General features: G+C 64.9%; 23 protein-coding genes and 1 pseudogene. 15 read left to right on the top strand and 9 right to left on the bottom strand.

Annotated features, from left to right (window positions below; translation table 11 throughout):
- Positions 1 to 134: 134 nt before the first annotated feature.
- Positions 135 to 1355, bottom strand: a pseudogene (locus tag ACFZAI_RS13760) (MFS transporter).
- A gap of 194 nt (positions 1356 to 1549) precedes the next feature.
- On the opposite strand from ACFZAI_RS13760, the gene ACFZAI_RS13765 reads away from it, so the two are divergent.
- Positions 1550 to 2170 carry a TetR/AcrR family transcriptional regulator gene (locus tag ACFZAI_RS13765; RefSeq protein WP_391567378.1) on the top strand — a complete coding sequence of 207 codons (621 nt, stop codon included), beginning with the start codon at positions 1550 to 1552 and terminating at the stop codon, positions 2168 to 2170.
- Between the two features lie 108 nt (positions 2171 to 2278).
- Here the strand turns inward: ACFZAI_RS13765 and ACFZAI_RS13770 are convergent, their stop codons facing one another.
- The 4 genes from ACFZAI_RS13770 to ACFZAI_RS13785 all read right to left on the bottom strand — a co-directional run bounded on the left by ACFZAI_RS13770 (position 2279) and on the right by ACFZAI_RS13785 (position 6498).
- A complete protein-coding gene (locus ACFZAI_RS13770) occupies positions 2279 to 4363 on the bottom strand; it encodes a DUF4034 domain-containing protein (protein WP_391567379.1) in 2085 nt (694 codons plus the stop codon).
- Between the two features lie 96 nt (positions 4364 to 4459).
- A complete protein-coding gene (locus tag ACFZAI_RS13775; RefSeq protein WP_391567380.1) occupies positions 4460 to 4930 on the bottom strand; it encodes a hypothetical protein in 471 nt (156 codons plus the stop codon).
- 111 nt (positions 4931 to 5041) lie between these two features.
- Positions 5042 to 5524 (bottom strand): nucleoside deaminase, encoded by a 483-nt coding sequence (locus tag ACFZAI_RS13780; protein ID WP_391567381.1) that lies wholly within the window; start codon positions 5522 to 5524, stop codon positions 5042 to 5044.
- Positions 5521 to 6498, bottom strand: a complete 978-nt coding sequence (locus ACFZAI_RS13785) for a GlxA family transcriptional regulator (RefSeq protein WP_391567382.1) — start codon at positions 6496 to 6498, stop codon at positions 5521 to 5523. Before ACFZAI_RS13785 ends, ACFZAI_RS13780 begins: the two co-directional genes overlap by 4 nt.
- A 148-nt stretch (positions 6499 to 6646) precedes the next feature.
- Here ACFZAI_RS13785 and ACFZAI_RS13790 point away from each other — a divergent pair, with 148 nt between their 5' ends.
- Positions 6647 to 7258 carry a cysteine hydrolase family protein gene (locus ACFZAI_RS13790; RefSeq protein WP_391567383.1) on the top strand — a complete coding sequence of 204 codons (612 nt, stop codon included), beginning with the start codon at positions 6647 to 6649 and terminating at the stop codon, positions 7256 to 7258.
- Positions 7259 to 7270: 12 nt separating this feature from the next.
- Here the strand turns inward: ACFZAI_RS13790 and ACFZAI_RS13795 are convergent, their stop codons facing one another.
- Positions 7271 to 7834 carry a hypothetical protein gene (locus ACFZAI_RS13795; protein WP_391567384.1) on the bottom strand — a complete coding sequence of 188 codons (564 nt, stop codon included), beginning with the start codon at positions 7832 to 7834 and terminating at the stop codon, positions 7271 to 7273.
- A 154-nt stretch (positions 7835 to 7988) separates the two neighbouring features.
- Between ACFZAI_RS13795 and ACFZAI_RS13800 the strand changes: the two genes are divergently transcribed.
- Entirely contained in the window at positions 7989 to 8630 is a 642-nt protein-coding gene (locus ACFZAI_RS13800; protein WP_391567385.1) for a glutathione S-transferase family protein, read from the top strand.
- Positions 8631 to 8640: 10 nt separating this feature from the next.
- Here ACFZAI_RS13800 and ACFZAI_RS13805 read toward each other — a convergent pair whose 3' ends face one another.
- Positions 8641 to 9234: a YSC84-related protein gene (locus tag ACFZAI_RS13805; protein ID WP_391567386.1), complete on the bottom strand. Its 594-nt coding sequence runs from the start codon at positions 9232 to 9234 to the stop codon at positions 8641 to 8643.
- Positions 9235 to 9392: 158 nt separating this feature from the next.
- Here ACFZAI_RS13805 and ACFZAI_RS13810 point away from each other — a divergent pair, with 158 nt between their 5' ends.
- Positions 9393 to 9662 carry a hypothetical protein gene (locus tag ACFZAI_RS13810; RefSeq protein ID WP_391567387.1) on the top strand — a complete coding sequence of 90 codons (270 nt, stop codon included), beginning with the start codon at positions 9393 to 9395 and terminating at the stop codon, positions 9660 to 9662.
- 74 nt (positions 9663 to 9736) lie between these two features.
- Here ACFZAI_RS13810 and ACFZAI_RS13815 read toward each other — a convergent pair whose 3' ends face one another.
- Positions 9737 to 10765 (bottom strand): Bug family tripartite tricarboxylate transporter substrate binding protein, encoded by a 1029-nt coding sequence (locus ACFZAI_RS13815; protein WP_391567388.1) that lies wholly within the window; start codon positions 10763 to 10765, stop codon positions 9737 to 9739.
- Between the two features lie 75 nt (positions 10766 to 10840).
- A complete protein-coding gene (locus tag ACFZAI_RS13820) occupies positions 10841 to 12070 on the bottom strand; it encodes a CaiB/BaiF CoA transferase family protein (RefSeq protein WP_391567389.1) in 1230 nt (409 codons plus the stop codon).
- Between the two features lie 173 nt (positions 12071 to 12243).
- On the opposite strand from ACFZAI_RS13820, the gene ACFZAI_RS13825 reads away from it, so the two are divergent.
- From ACFZAI_RS13825 to ACFZAI_RS13875, 11 genes are all read left to right on the top strand, one after another.
- A complete protein-coding gene (locus ACFZAI_RS13825) occupies positions 12244 to 13467 on the top strand; it encodes an ABC transporter substrate-binding protein (protein WP_391567390.1) in 1224 nt (407 codons plus the stop codon).
- A gap of 10 nt (positions 13468 to 13477) precedes the next feature.
- Positions 13478 to 14320, top strand: coding sequence for a MaoC family dehydratase N-terminal domain-containing protein (locus ACFZAI_RS13830; protein WP_391567391.1), 843 nt, complete (start codon positions 13478 to 13480; stop codon positions 14318 to 14320).
- Positions 14321 to 14367: 47 nt separating this feature from the next.
- Positions 14368 to 15111, top strand: a complete 744-nt coding sequence (locus tag ACFZAI_RS13835; protein WP_391567392.1) for an SDR family NAD(P)-dependent oxidoreductase — start codon at positions 14368 to 14370, stop codon at positions 15109 to 15111.
- 15 nt (positions 15112 to 15126) lie between these two features.
- A complete protein-coding gene (locus ACFZAI_RS13840; RefSeq protein ID WP_391567393.1) occupies positions 15127 to 16107 on the top strand; it encodes an NAD(P)-dependent oxidoreductase in 981 nt (326 codons plus the stop codon).
- Positions 16100 to 16978 (top strand): branched-chain amino acid ABC transporter permease, encoded by an 879-nt coding sequence (locus ACFZAI_RS13845; protein WP_391567394.1) that lies wholly within the window; start codon positions 16100 to 16102, stop codon positions 16976 to 16978. Before ACFZAI_RS13840 ends, ACFZAI_RS13845 begins: the two co-directional genes overlap by 8 nt.
- On the top strand, positions 16971 to 17969 hold the full coding sequence (locus tag ACFZAI_RS13850; protein WP_391567395.1) for a branched-chain amino acid ABC transporter permease: 999 nt from the start codon (positions 16971 to 16973) through the stop codon (positions 17967 to 17969). Before ACFZAI_RS13845 ends, ACFZAI_RS13850 begins: the two co-directional genes overlap by 8 nt.
- A complete protein-coding gene (locus ACFZAI_RS13855; RefSeq protein WP_391567396.1) occupies positions 17966 to 18757 on the top strand; it encodes an ABC transporter ATP-binding protein in 792 nt (263 codons plus the stop codon). Before ACFZAI_RS13850 ends, ACFZAI_RS13855 begins: the two co-directional genes overlap by 4 nt.
- Positions 18750 to 19520: an ABC transporter ATP-binding protein gene (locus tag ACFZAI_RS13860; RefSeq protein ID WP_391567397.1), complete on the top strand. Its 771-nt coding sequence runs from the start codon at positions 18750 to 18752 to the stop codon at positions 19518 to 19520. Before ACFZAI_RS13855 ends, ACFZAI_RS13860 begins: the two co-directional genes overlap by 8 nt.
- 13 nt (positions 19521 to 19533) lie before the next feature.
- Positions 19534 to 20472, top strand: a complete 939-nt coding sequence (locus ACFZAI_RS13865; RefSeq protein WP_391567398.1) for an SMP-30/gluconolactonase/LRE family protein — start codon at positions 19534 to 19536, stop codon at positions 20470 to 20472.
- A 104-nt stretch (positions 20473 to 20576) separates the two neighbouring features.
- Complete coding sequence (locus tag ACFZAI_RS13870; protein ID WP_391567399.1) at positions 20577 to 21596, top strand: Bug family tripartite tricarboxylate transporter substrate binding protein; 1020 nt, start codon at positions 20577 to 20579, stop codon at positions 21594 to 21596.
- A gap of 104 nt (positions 21597 to 21700) precedes the next feature.
- On the top strand, positions 21701 to 22903 hold the full coding sequence (locus tag ACFZAI_RS13875) for a MaoC family dehydratase N-terminal domain-containing protein (RefSeq protein WP_391567400.1): 1203 nt from the start codon (positions 21701 to 21703) through the stop codon (positions 22901 to 22903).
- The last annotated feature ends 15 nt before the right edge of the window (positions 22904 to 22918 follow it).

Raw genomic sequence — 22918 nt, forward strand, 5'->3', positions numbered from 1 at the left:
GTAGCGAGGAGTGGCGGGAATTGTACTGTTGTCGCCATAGGGCGGCCGGCCAGCCCGGTGATGAAACGTTTCAAACTGCAAATTGGCATGGCCGCCCGGGGCGCAATGCCCCGACGCGTAGCGTCCCCGCGCGGTCAATGCCCCGCCACCACCATGCCTGACGTTCGTAATCCGGGCCGGAACGCATGCGCGCGGGCCAGCCACGCGATCGCGAACGCCAGGGCGATCAGCGCCACCAGCGCCCACGGAAACGCCCCAACGCCCCAGGCCTCAAGCAGCATGCCGCCTGCCACCCCGGCGCCAGCGATTGCGCCATTCCACGCCACCACGTTCATGGACAGCGCCACGTCCGCGCCGCTGCCGGCGGCATCGGCCAACGCGGTTTGCAACAAGGTGGCGGCACCGCCAAAGCTCACGCCCCAAACCGCCACGCCCAGATAGACCACGGCCGCATTCGCAGGCGCCAAGCCGAAGACCAGCGCCGTGGCGCCAAACGCGGCCAGGCTCGCCAGCACCGTCACGCGCAAATGGTGGTCGACGAGCTTGCCGGTGATCCAGATGCCGGCAAGCGCCGCCGTGCCAAACACCAGCAACACCAGGTCCACCCGTTCAGATAAACCGGCAGGTGCGACAAAGGGCGCGATATACGTGTACAGAATGTTGTGCGCCAGCATTCACGCCACCACCACCGCCAGCACCGGCCGCACGCCAGGCGTCGTGAACACCCGGCGCAGCGGCAGGCGTTCATGGGCGGACTGCCCTGGGTAGTCAGGCACCTTGGCCAGCACCCAGACAATCAGGGCGAGCGTCAGCGCCGACATGATCCAGAACGCGACGCGCCAGCCCACAGTAGCCCCCAACAAGGTGCCAAGCGGCACCCCCAGAGACAGCGCAATGGGCGTGCCTACCATCGCCAACGCCATCGCGCGCCCTTGTTGCCAGGGGGCGACCATGCGCCGCGCGTAGCCCGCCAGCAGGCTCCACGCCAGCCCCGCCGCCATGCCCGCGAAGAAGCGCGCTACCAAGGTTAGCCCGTAGTTCGTCGACAGCGCCGTGGCGGAATTGAAGAGTAGAAAGCCGATGATCGTCATCAGCAGCACGTTGCGGCGGCGCCAGCCGCGGGTGGCGATTGTCAGCGGAATGGCCGCCAGCAAAGAACCCAGCGCGTAAGCGGTTACGGTCTGCCCGGCCAGCGCCTGGCTGACGTCCAGCCCGGCGCTGATCTGCGGCAGCAGCCCGGCGGGCAGGGTTTCGGTGACGATGCATAGAAAGCCGGTCATGGCCAGCGCCAGCAGCCCGGAGACAGGCAGGCTGTCAGACGCGGGTTGCCCGGTTGAAGTGGTTGAATGGTGCACGCAAAAGTCCTTTGTAGAGGGGCCGGATCGATATCGGCGGCGGTTCGGGCGCGGGGAAAGGGCGCCCAGGCATGTCGTGTTGATGGCCGCTAGTTATGTATCTATCGGTATAAATGTAGGCGCGTAGCTTTCGCGTTGTCAATGACTTTTGTATCGATTAGTATTGATGTCGCGTTCGAAAAAGGGAGACGGCTATGGCGCAAATGGGCAGGCCGCGCGCGTTTGACCGCGAGCAGGCGGTTGAACAGGCGATGCATTTATTTTGGGAACACGGCTATGAATCAACATCGCTCAGCCAGCTGAAGGCCGGCATCGGCGGCGGCATTTCAGCGCCCAGTTTTTATGCGGCGTTCGGATCAAAAGAGGCGCTGTATGCCGAAGCCGTTCAACGCTATCTGGACACCTACGCCCGCGTGAACGACAGCCTGTGGGATGACGCCATTCCCCCGAAATCCGCCATAGAACTGGCGCTGCGCCGGTCGGCGAAGATGCAGTGCGAACGCACGCATCCCAAAGGCTGCATGGTGGCGCTGGGCGTCATGAGCGCGCCCACCCCCGAACACGCCGGTGTCGCCAAGCCCTTGGCGGCATCGCGCCAGCGCACGCATTCGGGCTTCATCCGCTGCGTGGAACGCGGCATCGCCAGCGGCGAGCTTGCCGCCACCACCGATGCCAAAGTGCTGGGCACCTTGTTCAACAGTTTTTTGTTGGGCGTGTCGCTCGCGGCGCGGGACGGCGTGCGTTATCCGGTGTTCGACGCCGCGATCACGCAGCTGATGCTGCAATGGGACGCGGCGCGCGGGCCAGCAAACTAGGACAGCCAGCTAAGACAGGACGCGAAGACAGCACGCGAAGACAGCACGCCATGACAGCACGCTAAGTCAGCACGCCATGACAGCACGCCACAACCGCCCAGCGCTGTCTCACACGTCCGTTTCGCCTCGCCCAAACGTCAGCTCGCGGCCACGCGCATCCACGCGCGCGCGGGCCTGTTCCATGCGCCGCCGCAAGCGCCAGCCGCCAAACCAGCCGCTATCGTTATTGATTTCGCCGCTCAAGCGCTGCAAGTAATCGTCTTCGGGCGATAGCGCGCATGCGCGTGCAATCCACACCTTGGCCAGATACGCATTGGGCTCGCAACCGCGTCCTTCCATGAACGCGATGGCGTAGCTGCGTGCGGCGGTTTCGCGGTCGCCGTCATCGCTTTGGTCCCACATCCAGGGCAGCACGCGGTCCAGGGCGGCGCGCTGGTCCTCATCCGACCCGCTGTGCATCAGCATCAGCCAGCTCAGGTTGCGGGCGGCCATGGCTTCCATGCGGGAACCGCGATCGGCCACGCGCCAGTTGTTTTCCAGCCAGAGCCGGTACGCCTGGTATTCACCTTGCGGAATGTCGCGGCCTTCGTCGATGGCGGCATAGGCCAGGTTGTTGCGCGCCACCAGATGGCCGGCTTCGGCGGCACGCGCAAGCCAGTCGCGCGCGGCGGTCTTGTCGATACCGGCGTAGCCGGCGTCGATCTTGCCGGCATACAGCTCGCTTAGCGACATCAGCGCATCGGGGCGCTCGCGCGCGGCGCCTTCCTGCCACAGGAACATTGCGGCCTCTGGCGACACGTCGCCCCACAGGTTGCGGCCCAGTTGCGGCAGATTGAACGCGCGGTCCTTGCCGTCCAGCGCGAAGCCGCGTTCCAGCAGCGCCTGCGTGTCGAGCTCGCCCGCCTGCAAACCGAACAGGCCGAACTTGCTGCCCGCCGCCGCCAGCAGCACGGCTTCGACATCGTCGCCCCAGCGCGCGCCGCGCAGCAGAATCTGCCGGAACAGGCCGTGCGTGTCGGGCATGCCCTTGAACCACAGGCACGCCTGCAAGGTGAACACGGTGCCGGGGTAAGCTTCGTCGGTCAGGTCGATATCCGCCGGCGCCGCTGCGCAGGCTTGCGTCAGCAGTTCGTAGGCGTGTTGCAGCAGCGCGGCATCCCAATGCACGTCACCGTCATCATCGACATGGCGGGCGCGCATGGTTTCGAAGTTGGCGTAATGGCACAGGGCCACGGCGCGCTGCTCGGCGGGCAACTGCAAGGTCAGCCATTGTTCGAACGCGTCGCGAAACTGGGCGTTCTGCGCGTCGTCGTCCGCGTCGGGGTAGAAGGCGGAATAGCCGAGATAATCGAATGCTTTGTGAAACCGCAGTTCATCGCGCTCGGCGTCAGTCAAACCGGCGCATACGGGGCCGTTGATGAACGCGTCCATCGCGTCGTGGCTGCCGCCCCAGCGCGGATACAGGAAGTACAGGTACGTGGTGAGCACGCCCACATCGTTGGGGCGCAAGGCCAGCGAGGTCCGCAGCCAATAGGTTTTGGGATCGTTGTTGTCGTCCGCCTGGCGGGCGGGCAGGCCGGCAGGCAAGGACGCCGGCAGCTCGGCCAGGCCCATGCGGCTGTGTTCGGTAAGCAGGCTCAAGCCTTGTTCCCAGACGTCGGCCGGCCAGCGTTCCTGCAACGCATTGTGTGACGCCGGCGCGCCGGCTGCCAGCGCCGCCAGCCATTCCGGTTCGCCCAGGTAGGAGCAGACCCGCATGGTTCTCTGCACGGCCACCACGGGCCGCTCATGCAACGCCATCGCTTGCAGGAAGGCCCCGACGGCATGATCGCGCGCCATCATTGCGCCGGCCCATTGCTCATCGTCCACGTAGTCCGCCGTGTTGCTGCTGCGGATATTGCCGGCAATGGTTTCCCACTGGTTGCCGTAGGCAAGATGCGCGTGATACGACGCCGGCCGCGCCTCGCGCCAGGCGCGCAGGCGGGCAAGATTGTCGGCCGCTGAAATTTGCGGGTCGCTGATCTGGTCCAACAACCACCGATATCCGAACGACTCGCCTTTGCTATCCAGCCACCGCAGCGCGGCGGGTTCCAGGATGGCGTCCAGTTCATCAAACTGGCCGCCTAGCAGCCGCTGCCGAAGTTCCGCGCGGCGCGCAAGATGGGTATCGATCGTGTCAGAGGATGAAGTCATTCGCTACGCAGGTGGGTTCAGGAAAGGGCGAACCCACGCCGGCAGCGCGTGGCGCATGCGGGGGCCGCATGCTTATAACAACGGCAGATTGGCGGATTAGTTAAGGACGGGGTCTTTTGCCGCCGGATTTTTCCGCACCAGCACCGAGCCCAAAATCGCCAGCACCAGCCCGCCGCCCACATAGGGCAGGCCAAAAATAAGCGCCCAGAAAAACAGGGCGGTGTTGGCGTCGCGGGCGTCTGCGCTGCTGCCGGTGTGCGCGCCCACGTCCATCGTCAGCAGTGTGGCGGGAATCGTCAGCACCATGGCGGCGCCCAGCACCACGCAACCCCAGCCGATCAGGCGGCGCAGGTTGGCAATGCGCGCCAGCAGCACGCTGGCGATGACAGTGATGACGAGCCAGATGACGAGCCCGGCGGCGATCATCGTGTCCGGGTCGCCTGACGTGGCGGCTTGCTCACCGGGGCCCAAGGCCAGGATCACCGGCAGCAGCACGCCGTAGCTGACTCTGCCGATGAGCAATCCCAAGACGATGCTGACAATCCATTTGACGGTGTTTGAGGGCATGCCGAAGGTCCTGGCCGTTAGGCGGTTTGTCCATGGGGCGTTTGAGCCGGTCGGACGTTTAGCCATTCATCGAGTAGTGATCTTGCACCGGGAAAAATACCACGGCATCGCCTACGCCCGGCGGCGCACGTTCTCCTGGTGCAGCAGCTTGATCTGTTCCGCAAACTCCGGCACCGGGCCGTCTACGGTTGCGCCATCGATGACGTCTTGGATCGCCAACGGCTTGACGCGCGACGGCGCCACGCCCCATTCCCGCATCCACTGCGCATACTGCTTGGACGACGCGGCATACACGATGCGGCCCAAGCCCACCCAGCCATGCGCCGCCGAACACATCGGGCAGTGCTCGCCGGAGGTGTACACGGTGCACGATGCGCGCTCGGCTTGCGGCACATTGTTGGCCGCCCAACGGGCGATTTCGAATTCGGGGTGTTGCGTGTGATCGTCGCCCGAAACGTGGTTGTGGTCTTCGAACAGGACCTTGCCCGTGCCGGACACCAGCACGGAACCAAAGGGCTGATCACCCAGCTCCAACGCGCGCTTGGCCAGCTCCAAGCACCGGGCCAGGTGTTTCTTGTCCAGGTCATTGATCATGCGGTGTCTCCTTGTAGGGTTGGGGCGCTTGCGCAGAATTGCTTGCGGTAGGCCGACGGTGAAATCGCAAAGGCATGGGTGAAGTGTTGGCGAAACGATACCGAAGATCCGAATCCTACGTCTTCGGCGATGCGGTCCACGGCCAGCCGGCCGGTTTCCAGCAGCCGTTGCGCGGCGGCCAGCCGGTGGTTCAACAGCCATTCCGACACGGTGGCGCCCGTCTTCGCCTTGAAGTGGCGGGTGAATGTGCGCCGGCTCATGCCGCTTTTTTCCGCCAGCAGGTCCAGCGACAGCGGCTGCCGCAGGTTCTCGATGGCCCAGTCCAGCGTGGCGCTGAGCTTGTCCGAGCCGCTGCGTTCGGGCAGCGGCTGTTCGATGTATTGCGCCTGTCCGCCGTGCCGGTGCGGCGCGACGACCATGCGGCGGGCGACGCGGTTGGCCACTTCCGCGCCATGATCGCGGCGCAGCAGATGCAGGCAGCAATCAATGGCGGCGGCGGTGCCGGCCGAGGTCAGGATGTCGCCATCGTCGATGTACAACGATTTGCGGTCCAGCTTGACCTTCGGATAGCGGCGTTCGAAGTCGTCGCCCCAGACCCAGTGCGTGGCGGCCGTGCGCCCGTTCAGCAAGCCGGCTTCCGCCAGCACAAAGGTGCCCAGGCATAGCCCCACGATGCGCGCGCCCCGGGCGTGCGCGGCGCGCAAGGCCTGCAACAGGGCGGGGGAGGCGGCGGCTTCGGGGTCGGTCCAGGCGGGCATGATGACGGTGTCGGCCTGGGCCAGCACCGACAGATCATGGCCGACTTCGATCTTGAAGCCCGACATGGTGGAAATCAGCCCGGCCTTTTCTGCGCAGATCAGCAGGCGGTAACGCGGCACGCCAAGGCGCGCCAGGTCGTCGCCAAACACCATGCACGGCACGGACAGGTGAAACGGGCTGATGTCTTCAAAGGCGATGACGGCGACGGTGTGCATGGGGTGGGAGCGGGCAAAGAGATGGTCCAAAAGAGTTGGCCCAAGGGTTTGGCCCGATTCTAGCAATAGTTGTCCATCGGGCCACTATCAAGAAACCCGCATCGGCGTGACACTGGGTGTTCTTTCCCCTACCGACAAGAGACAAGCCATGAGCCATCCCACCATTCGCACCCTGGCCGGCGCCACCGCCCCGGCATCGCTCGACGCGTCCAGCACCGCCTTGCTGGTCATCGATTTCCAGAACGAATATTTCAGCGGCAAGCTGCCCATCCCCGCCGGCAAGACGGCATTGGGCAATGCGCAACGCCTGATCGCGCACGCCGACCAGGCCAAGATCCCGGTCTTCCACGTGCAGCATGTCACGCCCGCCGGCGCGCCGGTGTTCGCCGATCAAAGCCAGACCGGCGAGTTCCATCCCGACTTGCAGCCAGCCGCGCACCACAACGTGGTCCGCAAGACATCCGTCAGCGTGTTCCCCACCACAGACCTGGACCAGCAACTGAAAGCCGCCGGCGTCAAAACGCTGGTCATCACCGGCCTGATGACGCACGCCTGCGTCGCCGGCGCCGCCCGCGACGCCGTGCCGCTGGGCTATGACGTGATCGTGGCCGAAGACGCCTGCGCCACCCGCGACCTGGACCGCGCCGACGGCAGCGTCGTCAGCCACGACAACCTGCACCGCGCCGCCCTGGTCAGCATCGAAGACACGTTCGGCGATGTGATGACGACTGAGCAGGTGTTGAAACTGCGGGTGGTGTAAGCCACCCAGCAATCAATAAAAAATATCCACGTAATCCGTCAGACGGCCGCAGCTTTCCATCTCCTGCAGGCGCCAGTATTTGCGCTTGCCGGTGGCGCGGAATTCGTAGTCGCCGGTGCGTTCGCAGCGGCGGCCTTTTTCGGGGGCGTCCAGGATCAGGATGGTGCCGCGGAAGATGAAGCGGTCGCTGTCGATCGACACGATTTCGCCGTTGATCTTCAGCGTGCCCTCAAAGTTGGCCTGCTCGCCATCGATGCGGACGACGTCGTTCACGTCCTTGGCGTTCAGCTTGCCGCGCTGGGCGGACCACAGCCATTGCACCGTGACGCCGCTGTTGTTCAACAGGCGTTCGTAGGCGGCCTGGTTCTTGATTTCGGTTTTTTGAACCGGGGCGAGCTGGGTGGCGCTGTTTTGCTGGGCCGGCGAATGCGCCCGCAGCGAGCCATCCGTTTGCGCGGCGATGATCGGCGAGGCCGAGGCAAGGGCAAGGCCGAACATCAGCGGCACCAGCCGGGCAATGCGCGGCATTCTCTTGGGGCTAGTCGTATCGCGATCAGGCGTCATGGGCATGGTCATGAATGAAGTGGCTAAGGACAGCGCCACCCTCGGACGAGGGCAGCTACGGGCGCATAAAATAGCACGCAGCTTGCATCCAATTAATGCCGGTTTTCGGTGTTATGTATCCATCGGTTAACCGATGGGCGCGCCGGGCCGTTCACCAGGAGTCCGAATGCTGATCGTCCATCATCTGGGAAAATCACAATCCGAGCGCATCGTCTGGCTGTGCGAAGAACTCGCCATCCCCTACGAGCTGAAGGTCTATGACCGCGACCCGGTCACGCGCTTGGCGCCGGTTGAATACAAGGCGCTGCATCCGCTAGGCACCGCGCCGATCATCACCGATGGCGATATCGTGCTGGCGGAGTCCACCGCGATCGTTGAGTACATTCTGGCGAAGTACGGCAACGGCAGCCTGACGGTGCCCGCCACCGACGCGGCGTTTGCCGATTATCTTTACTGGTTCCATTTCGCCAACGGCTCGCTGCAACCGAGCTTGATGCGTTGCATGGTGCTGTCGCGGGCGGAAGTGCCTGAGGACAAGCCAACGATGCAGTTCGCCCAGGCGCGCCGCAAGCAGGCGTTGAGCCTGATCGACACGCAGCTAGGTAAAACAGACTATCTGGCCGGCCAAGCACTGACCGCCGCCGATATCATCGCGGTGTTTTCGCTGACGACGATGCGCATCTTCTATCCGTTCGATCTGTCGCCTTACCCAAACATCGTGGCGTATCTTCAGCGCATCGGCGCCCGTGATGCGTACCGCCGGGCCATGAAGAAAGGGGACCCGGACCTGGCGCCGATGCTGACCTGAAGCGCGCGGGCTACAGCACCAACGGCGAGATCTTGTTGCCGTCGACCGACACGCCCGCCATCAACCCGCCGTTGTTCATGACGAAGCCCACGATGGGTTGCTGGGCGGTGTTGGAATCGATGCTGCCGTTGGCGCCAACCGATGCGACGGCGACGGTGGCGTCGGCGCCGATCGTCCAGCCGCTGCTGGCGCGGAACTTGGCCAATGCGTCATCCGTCATGAACAACAACACCATGGCCTTGGATTGGGCGCCTGCCTGAAAGCCGATGGAGCCGCCCGTGATGCTGTAGTAGCCGGTATCCTGGCCATTCACACGAAGTACGCCCGAGCCGGATTGCCCGCCCACGATGAAGCTGGCGCTAAGCACCGACGGAAACACCAGCACGCCGCGCGCGCGCTCGACCAGCTGTTTGGATTGCGGAGAGGCTTCGTAAAGCCGGGACAAGGTAGCGTTGGTGGCGGAAGTTAACTCCTGGCGCTTTTCAGCGGGAGTGGCTTTCGCACTGGGCCCATTCATCGTGCAACCGGCGAACATCACGCTCGCCACGCCCAACGTTACTGCCGCCAGAGTGGTCCTACGCCATGTTGAAGAGATCTTATTCATAAGCGTTTCCTTTTGGATGCAGACGAATCTTTCAGATGGGTCATGCCCGGGGCGGCATGCCCTGCAATGCAGATTACTCTCGTTGGCGCGTATTGGCGCAACCTTCTTCACGCGTCCCGGCAAAAAATAGACGCCGTGCGGCGGTTTACTATCGCGCCATGTTCCTGTTTATCTTTTTCTGGATCGTGTTCGCCCTGGTGGTGGGCGTGTTGGCGGCCGGCCGGGGGCGCAAGGGCTTTGGCTGGACGATCTTGGCCTGCCTGATCAGCCCGCCGCTTGCCGCCGCGTTCTTGTTCGCCATCGCGGACCGGTCGCCGCATGCCCGCGAACCCGTGGCGCAAACGCATACCGGCTGCCCGCATTGTGAAGGCCGCATCCTGTGCGAAGCGCGGGTGTGCCGGCATTGCGGGGCGGACGTCAGCGTGTGACGGCGCAGGCGCCGAAGCGGGGGAACGCAAAGGCGCCAGAGCGTCGGCCGCCGAATCGCCTGCCCGTCATCTTTCTAGTCGAGCTTGATATTCGCCTTGCGCGCCACCTCGCGCCAGCGTTGCAGATCCGTCCGTAATTCGGCCGTGAACTGGGCAGGCGAGTCCAGCACGGGTTCCACCCCGCGCGACACCAGCGCCTGGCGCGCGTCGGGCGTGTTCAAGCCTTTGCGCAAGGCGTCGTATAAGCGGTTTGTCAGCTCGGCGCTTAAATGGGGCGGGGCCAGCACGCCAAACCAGGTGGTGGTCTGAAACCCCGGCACGCCTGCCTCTTGCACGGTCGGAATGTCCTTGGCGGTGCCAGAACGCACGGCGCTGGTCACGGCCAGCGCCCGCACCTGGCCGCTTTGAATCAAGGGCAGCGACGAGGGCAGGGTATCGAAATAGGCGTCGACGCGTCCGCCGATCAGGTCGGTCATGACCTGGCTGCTGCCCTTGTAAGGCACATGCTGGAAGTTCGAGACGCCGGACGACTGCACGAACAGCTCGGCGGCCATGTGCGTGATGTTGCCGATGCCGGCGGAGCCATAAGGAATGGGCGTCTTGCTGGCTTTGGCGTAACGCAGGAATTCATCCAGGGTCTTGACCGGCAGCTTGGGGTTCACGACCAGCACCAGCGGCGTGTAGCCCACTTCGGTGATGGGTGTGAAATCGCGTTGCGGGTCATATGGCAGCTTGGGCGACAGGGCGGGGCTGATGGATTGCGACGCCGTCACGCCCAGCAGCAGCGTGTAGCCGTCGGCGGGCGCGCGCGCCACTTCGGCGGCGGCGATGATGCCATTGGCGCCCGCCTTGTTGTCGACCACCACGCTGGCGTTCAGCGCCGCGCCCAGCCGTTGCGCCACCTGCCGCGCCACGAAATCCGCGCCGCCGCCCGGCGGAAACCCTACGATCAGACGGATCGGCTTGTCGGGGTATCCCTCGGCCGAGCCGGCCAAGGCTGGCGCAGGCGCCGCGCACAGCACGGCGATGCCTATCATCGCCGCAGACGTTATTGCCCCAGCCATGGCCTTGCTCAGGCCCGACATCATGTTGAGCTGTTTCACTTGCAGTCTCCTTGATTGATTGTCGGGCGATCTGTGCGCCCTTGTTTTGTTTTTTGCGCCTGAACAACAGGCGATTTATGCCTGCCGCCGTACCGGCGCCCACGCAAAATCGCCGGAACGAATCGCGGATACGGCGCCGCTTTCCAGCAAGGCCTTGCATTCGTCGGCCGACACTCCTGCCGCCCGCAATACCTCCAGCGTGTGTTCCCCCAAATCCGGCGGCGGCAGCGTCGGCACGCCGTTATCATCGGCATGCAAACGCGGAAACTCCGGGACATCGAATGCCAGATCGCGATAACGCACGTTGCGCAGCGTGCCTGCCTGCCGCGCCTGTTCGGCATCCAGCACGCGTTCCAGCGGCAACACTTCCGTGCAGCCCACCCCCGCCGCCTTCAACCGCGCGACCACGTCGTCAAAGCGATGCGCGCCTACCGCCGCCTTGACGATTTCCTCTACCTGCTCGCGCGCCTTCTTGCGGTCTTTCAACTGCGCGAGTGAGGCATCGGCCGCCTGCGGCAATTCCATCGCCTGACAGAATTTCAGCCAGTGTGCGTCCGTCAGCATCAGCAGGTACATCCAGCGTTCGTCCGAGGTCAGGTACGCACCATACCCCGGCATGCTGAATTCACCGTGCGGTTCGCGCTCGGGGCGGCCCAGCAATTGCGTCTTCAGTTGCACGCCAACCAGGTCGCGTGAGGCCACGTGCAAACCGGTTTCGTACAAGCCGATTTCGACGTGTCCGCCTTCAGTCGCCGTCTGGGGTTGCAGCAACGACGCCAGGATGCCAATGACGGCATACGCGCCTGCAAACTGATCGTGATACGACGGCCCCAAGCGGCTCGGGCGGCCATTGATGCGATTGGCCTCCATGACGCCGGTGGACGCTTCGGCCACAGGGTTCGAGGCCAGATCGTCGGCCTGCGGGCCATCGGCGTAGCCGCGAATGTGGCAGTAGATCAGGCGGGGGTTGACGGCCTGGCAGTCGGCGCGCGTCAGCTTCAGCTTGCGCGCCGCCTTGGGCGCCAGGTTATGGACCAGCGCGTCGGCCGTTTCCAGCATTTTCAGGAACGCAGCATGGCCGTCGGGGTGGGCCAGATCGATGCACACGCTTTTCTTGCCGTGGCTGTACGCAATGAACGTGCCGCTGGGGCCGCCGCGCACCAGGCTGCGGGTGGGGTCGCCGCGCGGGGGTTCCACTTTGATCACTTCGGCGCCCAGCTGCGCCAGGATGTGCGAGGCGAAGGGCGCGGCCAGCATGGTGCCCAGTTCAATGACCTTGCGGCCGGAAAGCGGTGCGTTCGGCATGATGTCTCCTGGCTGTTTTGTTAAAAGAATGCATTCTATATGGGTAGAGATTGCGCAATAACAGTCTTTTCACTAGGGAAAGTCCGTATTTTGCGGCTAGCTTAAAAATATAGAATGCATTCTTAGTCGCGCATCAGACAGCGGCCGTCGAAGAACAACCAGGAGACATCACCGTGCTCAGAAGGACATTTCTTTCCGGCTGTGCTGCGGCAGCCTCGATCTCGCTGCCAGGCTGGGCGCAATCCCAATCCCAATCTCAATCCGTCTCTCCGGGCATTGACGTGGCCAGCAAGACGGTCACGGTTGGCGCGTTCACGCCCATCACGGGCCCCGTGCCGTTCTATGCCATTCTTTCGCGCGCCGCCGACGCCTGCTTCAAGTGGGTGAATGAAACCGACGCACTGAAGGGCTGGAAGATCAAGTCCGTCAGCTACGACGATGGCTACGAGCCGGCGCGCAGCGTGGCCGTGACCCGCCGCCTGGTGGAAGAGAACAAGATCTTCGCGTTGGCCGCGCCGGTGGGTACGGCGCAATCCGTTGCGGTGATTCCCTACGCCAAGGAAGTGGGCCTGCCGATGATCGGGCCAATTGGCGGCGCGACGGCGCTGTTCGCCGAACGGCTCGTGTTCCCGCTGCTGCCGGACTACGGCTGGTCTGCCGCGTCCAACCTGGACTACGCCTTAGTCGGGCTGAACGCCAGCCGGGTCGCGCTGCTGTGGGAAAACGACGAACTGGGCCGTTCCGCCAAGCGCGGCTTTGATCTGCTGATGGCGGCCAACAAGAAGCAGCCCGCGGAATCCATTCCGTTTGAAGTGCGCAGCACCGACTTCACGCCGCATATTCGCCGCATCGCCAATGCCCGCGCGGATGTCGTGATCCTGTTCGGGTCCAACGCGAACTTGGCCGCCGCCTTGAAAACCGCCGACCGCCTGGGCTTTCAGGGCAAGTGGATGGCGCCGTTCTTCACCGCCGACCCCACCACCTACAAGCTGGCCGGCCCCTTGCTGGATGGCGCGTACTTTTCATCGTGGCTGATGCCCGTGGATGCCGACGACGCCAACATCAAGGCGTACCGCGACACGGTGGCCAAGCTCTATCCCAATGACCCCATCGGCGTGTTCGGCCTGAATGGCTGGAGCAATGCGGCGTTGTTCGTCAAGGGCTTCCAGATGCTGTTGGCCAGCGGCAAGCCGCTGACCCGCGCCAATCTTGTCGACGTGATGGAAACCATGACGAACGAAACCGTCGGCGGCGCACGCCAGGTCACGTTCAAGGCGGGCGACCACCGCGGCGCGCGCCAGGAAGGAATTATTCAGGCGGTGTCCGGCGGCGGCTTCAAGCTCGTGCGGGACTTCAAACCCTATCCCGCCGACGTGTTCGACGCAAAACTAGCCTAGGAGTCAGGGCGTGACCTCTATCTACGACGAATGGATTGGCCGCGAAGAATCGCGCACGCAGCACATCGACGCGACGGCGGTTGCGGCCATGGCGGCCACGCTGGACCGCGACGCGGCGCCCGGCGTGGGCGAGCCGCTGCCGCCGGGCTGGCAGTGGCTGTTCTTCAACCCGGTGGCGCGCCGTAGCGGCTTGGGCACGGATGGGCATCCTCAGCGCGGCGGTTTTCTGCCGCCCATTGAGTTGCCGCGCCGCATGTGGGCGGGCAGCCGGGTGCGGTATCTGGCGGACATGAAGATTGGCGCTGAGGCCACACGCCGCAGCCGCATCCTGAAAGTCGAGAACAAAGCGGGCAAGCGCGGATCACTATGGTTTGTGACCGTGGAGCACACCACGGGTTGCGATGGCGCAGACTGCATCATCGAAGAGCAGGACATCGTCTACCGCGAGGCCACGCCGCCCGGCGCCGCTGCCGCAAGCGCGCCCGAACCTTATGCCGGCCAGGCACGCTGGGGCCGAGAGGTGCAACCCGACACGACGCTGCTGTTCCGATATTCAGCGCTGACCTTCAATGGCCACCGCATTCATTACGACCAGGCCTATGCGCGCAACGAAGAGGGCTATCCCGATCTGGTGGTGCATGGCCCGCTGACCGCCACGCTGTTGCAGCAGTTGGCGCTGGACCATGGCGAAGGCCGCGCGCTGGCCAGCTTTGCGTTCCGCGGCGTCAGCCCCTTGTTCGTGTCGCGCCCGTTCCGGCTGGAAGGGCATACCAATGAAGACGGGTCGCTTGCGCTGTGGGCGCGCGGACCGGACGGAGAACTGGCGATGTCCGCCACGGCGACGCTGCGCTGACCGCCAGCGCACGCCCCAATAAAAAAACGATCAGGAGACAAGAAAAGATGGCACAGCATTTGAGCGGCCCCGCAAGTCTTGAAGGCCAGGTTGCGTTGATTACGGGCGGCGCGGGCGCCATGGGGCAGGCGATATCCAAGGCGTTCCGGCAAGCCGGCGCGCGCGTCATCGCCACCGACCGCGTCGAGCAGCAAGAGATCGGCGGCGGCATTGATTACCGGCGCTACGACGTGACCTCGCGCGCCGAAACGGATCAGGTCATCGACAAGATCATCGAGGACTACGGCCGCGTTGACATCCTGGTGCTGTGCGCCGGCATCATCGCCCGCACGCCGCTTGCCGACAGCACCGACGATGAATGGGACGCGGTGATGTCCGTTAACGTGCGCGGCGTGGTGAACCCCGCGCGCAAGCTGTTCCCGCTGATGTGCAAGCAAGGCTTTGGCAAGATTCTGGCGGCGGGCTCCATTGCGGCCAAGAACGGCGGCGTGGCGTCGGGGCCGGCCTATGTGGCGTCCAAGGCGGCGGTGCACGGCATGATGCGGTGGATAGCCAAGGCCGGCGCGCCCCACGGCGTGTACGCCAACACGCTGGCGCCCGGGCCGGTCGAGACCGCCATGTGGGCCAGCGTCACGGGCGGCGGCGCGCCGTCGGCCAACGGCACCGTGCCGCTGGGCCGCTACGGCAACCCGGACGACATTGCGCAGGCGGCGCTGTTTCTGTGTTCGCCCGCTTCCAACTGGATCACAGGCACGTCGCTGGATATCAGCGGCGGCATGTGGATGGACTAAGGCCCGGAGCACGCCATGACAGCAGACAAGCACCCCGTGATCGGCTTTATCGGACTGGGCGTGATGGGCGGCCCGATGTGCCGCAACGTTGCGCTGAAGCATCCGGCGGACGTGATCGCGTTTGACATGAACGCCAGCGCATTCGCGGTGCTGGAAGGCACGAAGGCGCGCCGCGCGGCGTCGGTGGCCGACGTGGCCGCGCAGGCGGACGTGGTGTTCCTGTCGTTACCGGGCGGGCCGCAGGTGGAGCAAGTGTGCGTGGCGCCCGGCGGCCTGACTGACGGGGCGCGCCGGCCCGCTGTAATTGTCGACCTGAGCACCACCACCGTCGCGTCGGCCCGCGGCGTGGCCGAGCAGCTTGCCGCGCGCGGCGTCGCCTTTGTGGATGCGCCCGTGGCGCGCACCCGCGAAGCGGCCCAGCGGGGGGAGCTCAGCATCATGGTGGGCGCAGACGAAACGCTGTACCCGCGCATTGAGCCGCTGCTGCGCTACATGGGTTCGGACGTGACGCGCTGCGGCGACGTGGGCTGCGGCCAGGTGGTCAAGCTGATCAACAACGCGCTGGTGTTCGAGAACACCGTGGCGCTGGCCGAAATGATGGTGCTGGGCGAACGCGCCGGCGTGCAGCCCGATGTGCTGCTGGACGCCGTGTCCAAAGGGTCGGGCGACAGCTTCGTCTTGCGCAACCATGGCCGCAAGGCCATGCTGCCGCGCCAGTTCCCAGACAAGTCATTCCCGCCGGAATATGTGTTGAAAGACCTGGGCTATGTGCTGGAGCTGGCCGCGCAAACTGAGCTGACCGCGCACGTGGCCGAGCTGGCCCGGCGGTATTACGCGGCGGCGGCCAGCGGCGGTTTCTCGGGGCGGTATTTCCCATCGGTGATTGAACTGATCGACCGGGGCGACGGGCCGGCGGCGGCGCAGTCTGAAGCGGCCGTGACCGCAGCCCCCGGTCAACCCGATGCGTCAACGCAAAGGAGCCGGGCTCATGGATGACCTGATCGGCTTGGTCTGGGCGGGCGTTGTCAGCGGCTGCCTGTACGCCATGGGCGCAATCGGCATTGTGCTGATCTACAAAAGCTCCAATGTCGTGAACTTCGCGCACGGCAATCTGGCGGGGCTGGCGGCGTTTCTGGTGTTCGGCTTCACGGCCGGCCTGTTCGCCAACATGGCCTGGGGCGCGGCGGTGTTGCTGACGCTGGCCATCATGGTGGCGGTAATGGCGGTCAGCTACTTTCTTATTGCGCCGCTGGTGTTCAAGTCGGACCTGACCAGCACCATCGCCACGCTGGGCGTGGGGCTGATTGCGCAGGGCGCGACCCAGCTGCTGTTCGGGTCGAACGTGGTGTCGCTGGACTTGCCGTTGCCGAAGTGGCGTGGCGAGCTGGGGCCGGTGTTCGTCACCGCGTATGACCTGGCCGTGCTGGGCACCACCGCGGTGGCGATTGGCCTGCTGTACTTGCTGATCGAACGCACGCGCATCGGCATCGCGTTTCGGGCGGTGTCGGCCAACCCTTTCGCCAGCCGCGTATGCGGATTGAATCTGCGCCGCGTGCATTTGTTTTCGTGGGTGGTGGCTGGCCTGCTTGGGCTGGTGGCGTCGCTGCTGATTGTGCCCACCACCTTTCTGTCTTCGACCAGCGTGTCGTCCTTCATGCTGCAAGCCTTTGCGGCGGCGGTGGTGGGCGGGTTCAACAGCCTGCCGGGCGCGGTGCTGGGCGGCATCTTCATCGGCGTCATCATGAACCTGCTGTCGTTCTACGTCGCGGCCGAATTCAACAACAGCTATCTGCTGCTGACGATACTGCTGGTGCTCAATGTCTTCCCCAAAGGCGTGCTGGCCATACGCGGAGGTGCCCGTGTCTAGTGTGATGCTATCCACCAATGCGTTGCCCGCGTCCCCGGCGCAGGGCCGCGCCGCCGTGTCGCCGCTGAAGCGCTGGTCCGCGGGAATAGGCGCGGCGGGTCTGCTGGCGCTGGTGCTCTTGCCGATGGCGGCGGGCGGCTACTGGACTTACACCCTGGGGCTGTGCTTTGCCAACGCCATCGCCATCATGTCGGTGAGCTTTCTGGTGCGCTATGCGGGCGAGGTCTCGATCGGCCACGGCGTTTTCGTTGCGGCGGGCGCGTACACGGTGGCTTTGATGGAAAAGTACCTGGGCGTATCGTTGCTGGCCAGCCTGCCGGCAGCGGCGGTTGCCGGCGCCGTGTTGGGCATGGCCTTCGCCTTCCCGTCGCGCTTTCTATCGGGCATTTATCTGGCGGTGGCCACCATGGCGCTGGCCTTGGCCTTGCCGGAAGTGCTGCTGCATTTCTCGTCGGTATCGGGCGGTTATGAAGGCCTGTACGTGAAGCTGGACGCGCTGCCCGGGCTGGCCAAGGAGACGCAGCGCTACTACCTGCCGTTGGCCGGGCTGGTGGCGGTGGCGCTGCTGCTGCGCCATTTCCGCCGCTCGCGTCAGGCGATGGCATTGCTGCTGATCCGCACGTCACCGCATGCGGCCGAATCGTTCGGCGTGCGGCGCAGCTGGGCGCGGCTGTCGTGCATGGCCTTAAGCGGCGCCATTGCCGCCATTGCCGGCGCGATGCTGTCGTTCAGTTCATCCACCGTGTCGCCCAACAGCTTTACGTTGTGGACGTCAATCTTCCTGCTGGTGGGGTCGGTGGTCAGCCTGTATTCGCTGTCGATACTGGGCAGCTTGCTGGGCGGCTTGTTCCTGACGCTGATGCCCTTGCTGTTGGCGGGGGCGGGTGACTGGGTGCCCATTCTGTACGGGTCGGCGCTGCTGATCGTGGTGCTGGGTTTCAATGCGCTGCCGGCGTCGCTGCGCGCCCGTTTGCACGGAGGCAATCCATGACGACCGCGCACGCGATGCCCCACACGGACGCCCTGGTGGTGGATGACCTGTCGCTGTCGTTCGGCGGCATTCAGGTGCTGCAACACATCGGGCTGCATCTGAAGGCCGGTGAAATCACGGGCCTGATTGGCCCTAACGGCGCGGGCAAGACCAGCTTCTTCAATTGCCTGACGGGCTTGTATTCGCCGCAGCAGGGCAGCATCCAGTTTGGCGGCCGCCGTCTGGAAGGCATGCCGCCCACAGGCCGCGCCGCGCTAGGCTTTTCGCGCAGCTTTCAGCATGTGGCCTTGTGCCCGGAACTTACCGTGGCCGAGAACGTGATGGTGGGGCTGGACCGGCAGTCGTCGGCGGGTTGGTTCGACGCGTTCCTTCCACTGCCGCGCGGCAAGGCCGAACGCGCGCTCAACCGGCAACGCGCCTTGACCGCGCTGGAGCGCTTGGGCGTGGCCGAGGTGGCTGATGAATATCCGTCGCAGCTGCCGCCCGGCGTGCTGCGCTTGACCGAGATCGCGCGCGCCATTGCGGGCAACCCCCGGGTGCTGTTGCTGGATGAACCGGCCGCGGGCTTGAACTCCATCGAGACCGCCGATTTGTCGTCCGCCTTGTTGCGGCTGCGTGCGCCCGGCCTGGTGCTGGTGGTGGTTGAACACGACATGGACCTGATCATGGAAGTCTGCGACACCATTCATGTGCTGAACGTGGGCCGCCTGCTGGCCTCGGGCGGGCCGGAGCAGATCCGGCTGAACCCGGACGTGGTGCGCGTCTATCTGGGAGACGAAGATGAATGACGCATCGCCGCGCTTGCTTGATGTTGACGGCCTGACGGTGCGTTACGGCGCGGGGCCGGTTGTGCATGGCATCGGCCTGTCTGTCAGCGCCGCGACCGTGGTGGCGTTGCTGGGCGCCAATGGCGCGGGCAAGTCGAGCACCTTGCGCGCCATTGCCGGGCTGGAACCCGCGCAAGGCCGTATCCGGCTGGACGGGGAAGACATCTCCGGGCTGTCGGCCGCGCAGCGCTTTCGCCGGGGCATCGTGTACGTGCCGGAAGGGCGCGCCATCGTGACGGACCTGACGGTGGCGGAAAACCTGGTGCTGGGCTCGTACTTTGTGGATGCCCGCACGCGGGCGCGCCGCGAACAGATGGTGATGGACTTCTTTCCCGAAATCGCCGGGCGTCGGAATGCGCCCGCCGGCCTGCTCAGTGGCGGTGAACAACAGATGCTGGCGATCGGGCGCGGGCTGATGTCCGGGCCGCGCCTGCTGTTGCTGGATGAGCCGTCGCTGGGTTTGGCGCCCTTGCTGGTTGCGCGGGTGTACGAACGGCTGGCGGTGATTCAACGCGAACAGCAACTGGCGGCCTTGCTGGTCGAGCAGAGTTTTCATGTGGCGGCCAAGTTGGCGGCGCACGCGTGGGTGCTGCGCCACGGCCATATCGTGGGCGAATTGGATGAACACGCGCTGCGTAGCCGCGAAGGGCGGCAGCAAGCCATCGACGCGTACTTGGGCGCGCGCCAGACCACGCAAGCGCCGTCCCCCACCATTCACGCATAGAAAAGGATTGGGCATGAAGCAACTGAAGCTGCAAGGTGAAGTCTTGGCAAGCGGGCTGGAATTTCCCGAAGGCCCCGTGGCGATGCCCGACGGCAGTGTGCTGGTCGTGGAGATTGCGGGCGGACGCCTGACCCGCGTGCTGCCCAATGGCGAACTGCGCAAAGTGGCGGACCTGGGCGGCGGGCCGAACGGCGCGGCGCTGGGGCCGGACGGCCATTGCTATGTCTGCAACAACGGCGGCTTCAGCTGGCGCACCGACGCGGGCTTTACCCGGCCCACCGGCCCGGCAGACGGCTACGACGGCGGCAGCATCCAGCGTGTGGATGTCGCATCCGGCGCGGTGCAAACGCTATACACCCATTGCGACGGCGTGCCGCTGCACGGCCCGAACGACATCGTCTTCGATGCGCACGGCGGCTTCTGGTTCACGGACTTCGGCAAAACCTTTGAAGACAAGATTTTGCGCGGCGCGCTGTACTACGCCCGCACGGACGGCAGCGCCATCCGCCGCGCGGCGCATCCCGTGCTGACGCCCAATGGCGTTGGTTTGTCGCCTGACGGCTCGCGGCTCTATGTATCTGAAACGGAAACCAGCCGGCTGTGGTCATACCCGATCCCGCGTCCGGCGTCTGCGCCCGGTGAGTTGCAGTTGGCGGCGTGGCCCTCGCCCAACGGCGGGGAACTGGTGCACGGCTTGCCGGGTTATCAACGCTTTGATTCGCTGGCGGTGGAAGCGGGCGGCAACATCTGCGTGGCGACGTTGGTACGAGGCGGCATCAGTGTGATCTCACCAGAAGGCGAACTCATCGAATTCCACGAAGCGCCCGAAGGCTATTGCACCAACATTTGCTTTGGCGGCAGTGACCGCCGCACGGCCTACATCACGCTGTCGGGCTACGGGCAGCTGTTCGCCGCGCGCTGGCCGCGTGCGGGTTTGGCGCTGAACGGATGATGATCATGAGGCTATCTTCGAAAGACGCGTTGGTGACTTCCCGCCCGGGTTCGGTGTTCGTTAGTGGCAGGGGGTTGCGCATGGGGTCGCCCGCGGGATTGCGCATGGGATTGCGCGTGAGTTTCCGCATGGGCTTGCGCATGGGATTTCGCATGGGCTTGCGTAGGGCCCTGGCCGGTGTCTGCGCCGCCATGGCCATCGGCATCCTGCCGCAGGCCCAGGCCGGCAGTTGGCCCGACAAACCCGTGCGCATCATCGTGCCGTATGCCGCGGGGCAGGGCGCCGACTTACTCGCGCGTCTGGTGTCGCAGGAATTGGCCAAGCGTTTGAATCAGCCCATCGTGATCGAAAACCGCGCGGGCGCGGGCGGCAATATCGGATCGTCCGCCGCCGCCCGATCCGCCAACGATGGCTACACCTTTCTGTTCGGCACCAACGCCACCAACGCCGCCAACGAATTCCTGTACGCCAGCCAGGGCTACGACGCGACCGCTGATTTTTCCGGCGTGGCGATGATCGGCCTGTTGCCGATGGTGATCGTTACGTCCGCAGCCGACCTGCCCGCCAACAGCGTGGGCGAATTGGTCAAGCGGGCGCGCGCCCGGCCCGACACGCTGAACGTCGGCTTGCCCAGCACCACGGCGCAAGTGGTGTTCGCGGAATTCGTGAAGTCGGCGCAGGCGCCCCTGTTCGCCGTGAAGTACAAGGCGTCGGGCCAATCGTTGACCGACACGATGGGCGGGCAGATCCCATTGGTGATCGACACCGTGACCGCCGCGCGCCCGTACCTGACCAGCGGCAAGCTGCGCGCCGTGGGCATCACGTCCTTGAAGGCCAGCGACATGCTGCCTGGCGTGCTGCCCGTGTCTGAGCAGGGCGTGCCGGGCTTTGACGTGGTGGCGTGGGACGCCTTGTTCGCGCCGCGCGGCACGCCGCCGCAGATCATCAAGGAAATGAGCGAGCACGTGCGCCACGTGCTTGAGCAACCCGACACCCGCCGCAAGATGCTGGACATCGGCGTCGAGCCGCTGGTGATGGGGCCCGCGCAACTGGATGCATTCGTCAAGGACGAACGCCAGAAGTGGGGCGCCATCATCCAGGCGGCAGGTATCCGTATCGAATAGTCATTCCGCATTCCCCCCCGCGATCAACGCGTTTTTTTAAGTTCTCAAAGAATGCATTCTGCATTCTCTTTATAGGTAGAGGAGTCGCAACCGTGAGCAATGTCATGAATCTTCCCCAAGCCGATGTCGGCAACGCACCCGCCGAAGGCCGTATTACTGACGAGGCCGTCGCCGCCGCGCGCGCCATGATCGGCTTGCACCTGCGTCCCGAAGGGCCGTACTTGCAAGACGCCACCGCGGACACGCTGCGCAATTGGTGCAATGGCATTGGCGACTTGAACCCGCTGTACCGCGACGCCGGCTACGCCGCCGGCACGCGCTACGGCACGCTGCTGGGCCATCCCATGTTCCCGATGGCGTTCGGCTGGCTGGGCCGTACCCGCTGGGGCCTGCCGGGCGTGCACGGCTTTTATGCCGGCAACGATTGGGAGCTATTCCGCCATGTGCGGCCGGGCGACCGCATCACGGCCATCGAACGCGTGGTGGGCGTGGAAGAAAAAGAAAGCAAGTTCTCGGGCCGGCTGGTGTTGCAGTACGTGGAAGCCAGCTACTACAACCAGCGCGGTGAACTCGTCGCCCGCGCACTCGGCACGTGCACGCGCCACGAACGCAAGGCCGCGCGCGATACCGGCAAGTACAAAGAAATCGTGCAGCACGAATACACCGATCAGGAACGCGACCGCATCGACCAGATGGTGCTGGACGAGCCGAAGAACATCCGTGGCGCCAACGTGCGCTATTGGGAAGAGGTGCAGGAAGGCGAAGAGCTGCCGACGATTGCACGCGGCCCCTTGTCGCTGATGGACACGATGGGCTTTCTGGTGGGTTGCGGACGCGGCCATACGCACGGCGTGGTGCTGCAAGCGGCGGTCAAGCATCCGGGCCACTTCTTCCGCAACCCGGAGGCGGGCGGCGGCGTGGAATACACCGGCATCGGCCACCATCGCGAATCGGTCGCCAAGGAAGTGGGCGTGCCTGGCACCTATGACTACGGCCCGCAGCGTTCGTCTTGGATGTGCTCGCTGGTGACCAACTGGATGGGCGACGCGGGCGTCATCAAGCGCGTGCGCACGGAAATGCGGCGCTTCAACATCATGGGCGACACCACGTTCTGCAAGGGCAAGGTGGTGCGCAAGTACGTCAAGGACAACACCGGGCTGGTCGACATTGAACTGGCCGCCGAAAACCAGCGCGGAGAACTGACCACGCCGGGGATCGCCACCGTCGCCTTGCCGTCGCGCGATGTGCGTCTGCCGGCCTTCCTGGATGGCTCCGGCGTGGACCTTGAACTGCCCGTGACCCGCTGACCGGCCCGCGGCCGC

This window comes from Achromobacter sp. NPDC008082 (assembly GCF_042957345.1).
Lineage (GTDB): Bacteria > Pseudomonadota > Gammaproteobacteria > Burkholderiales > Burkholderiaceae_B > Achromobacter > Achromobacter kerstersii_A.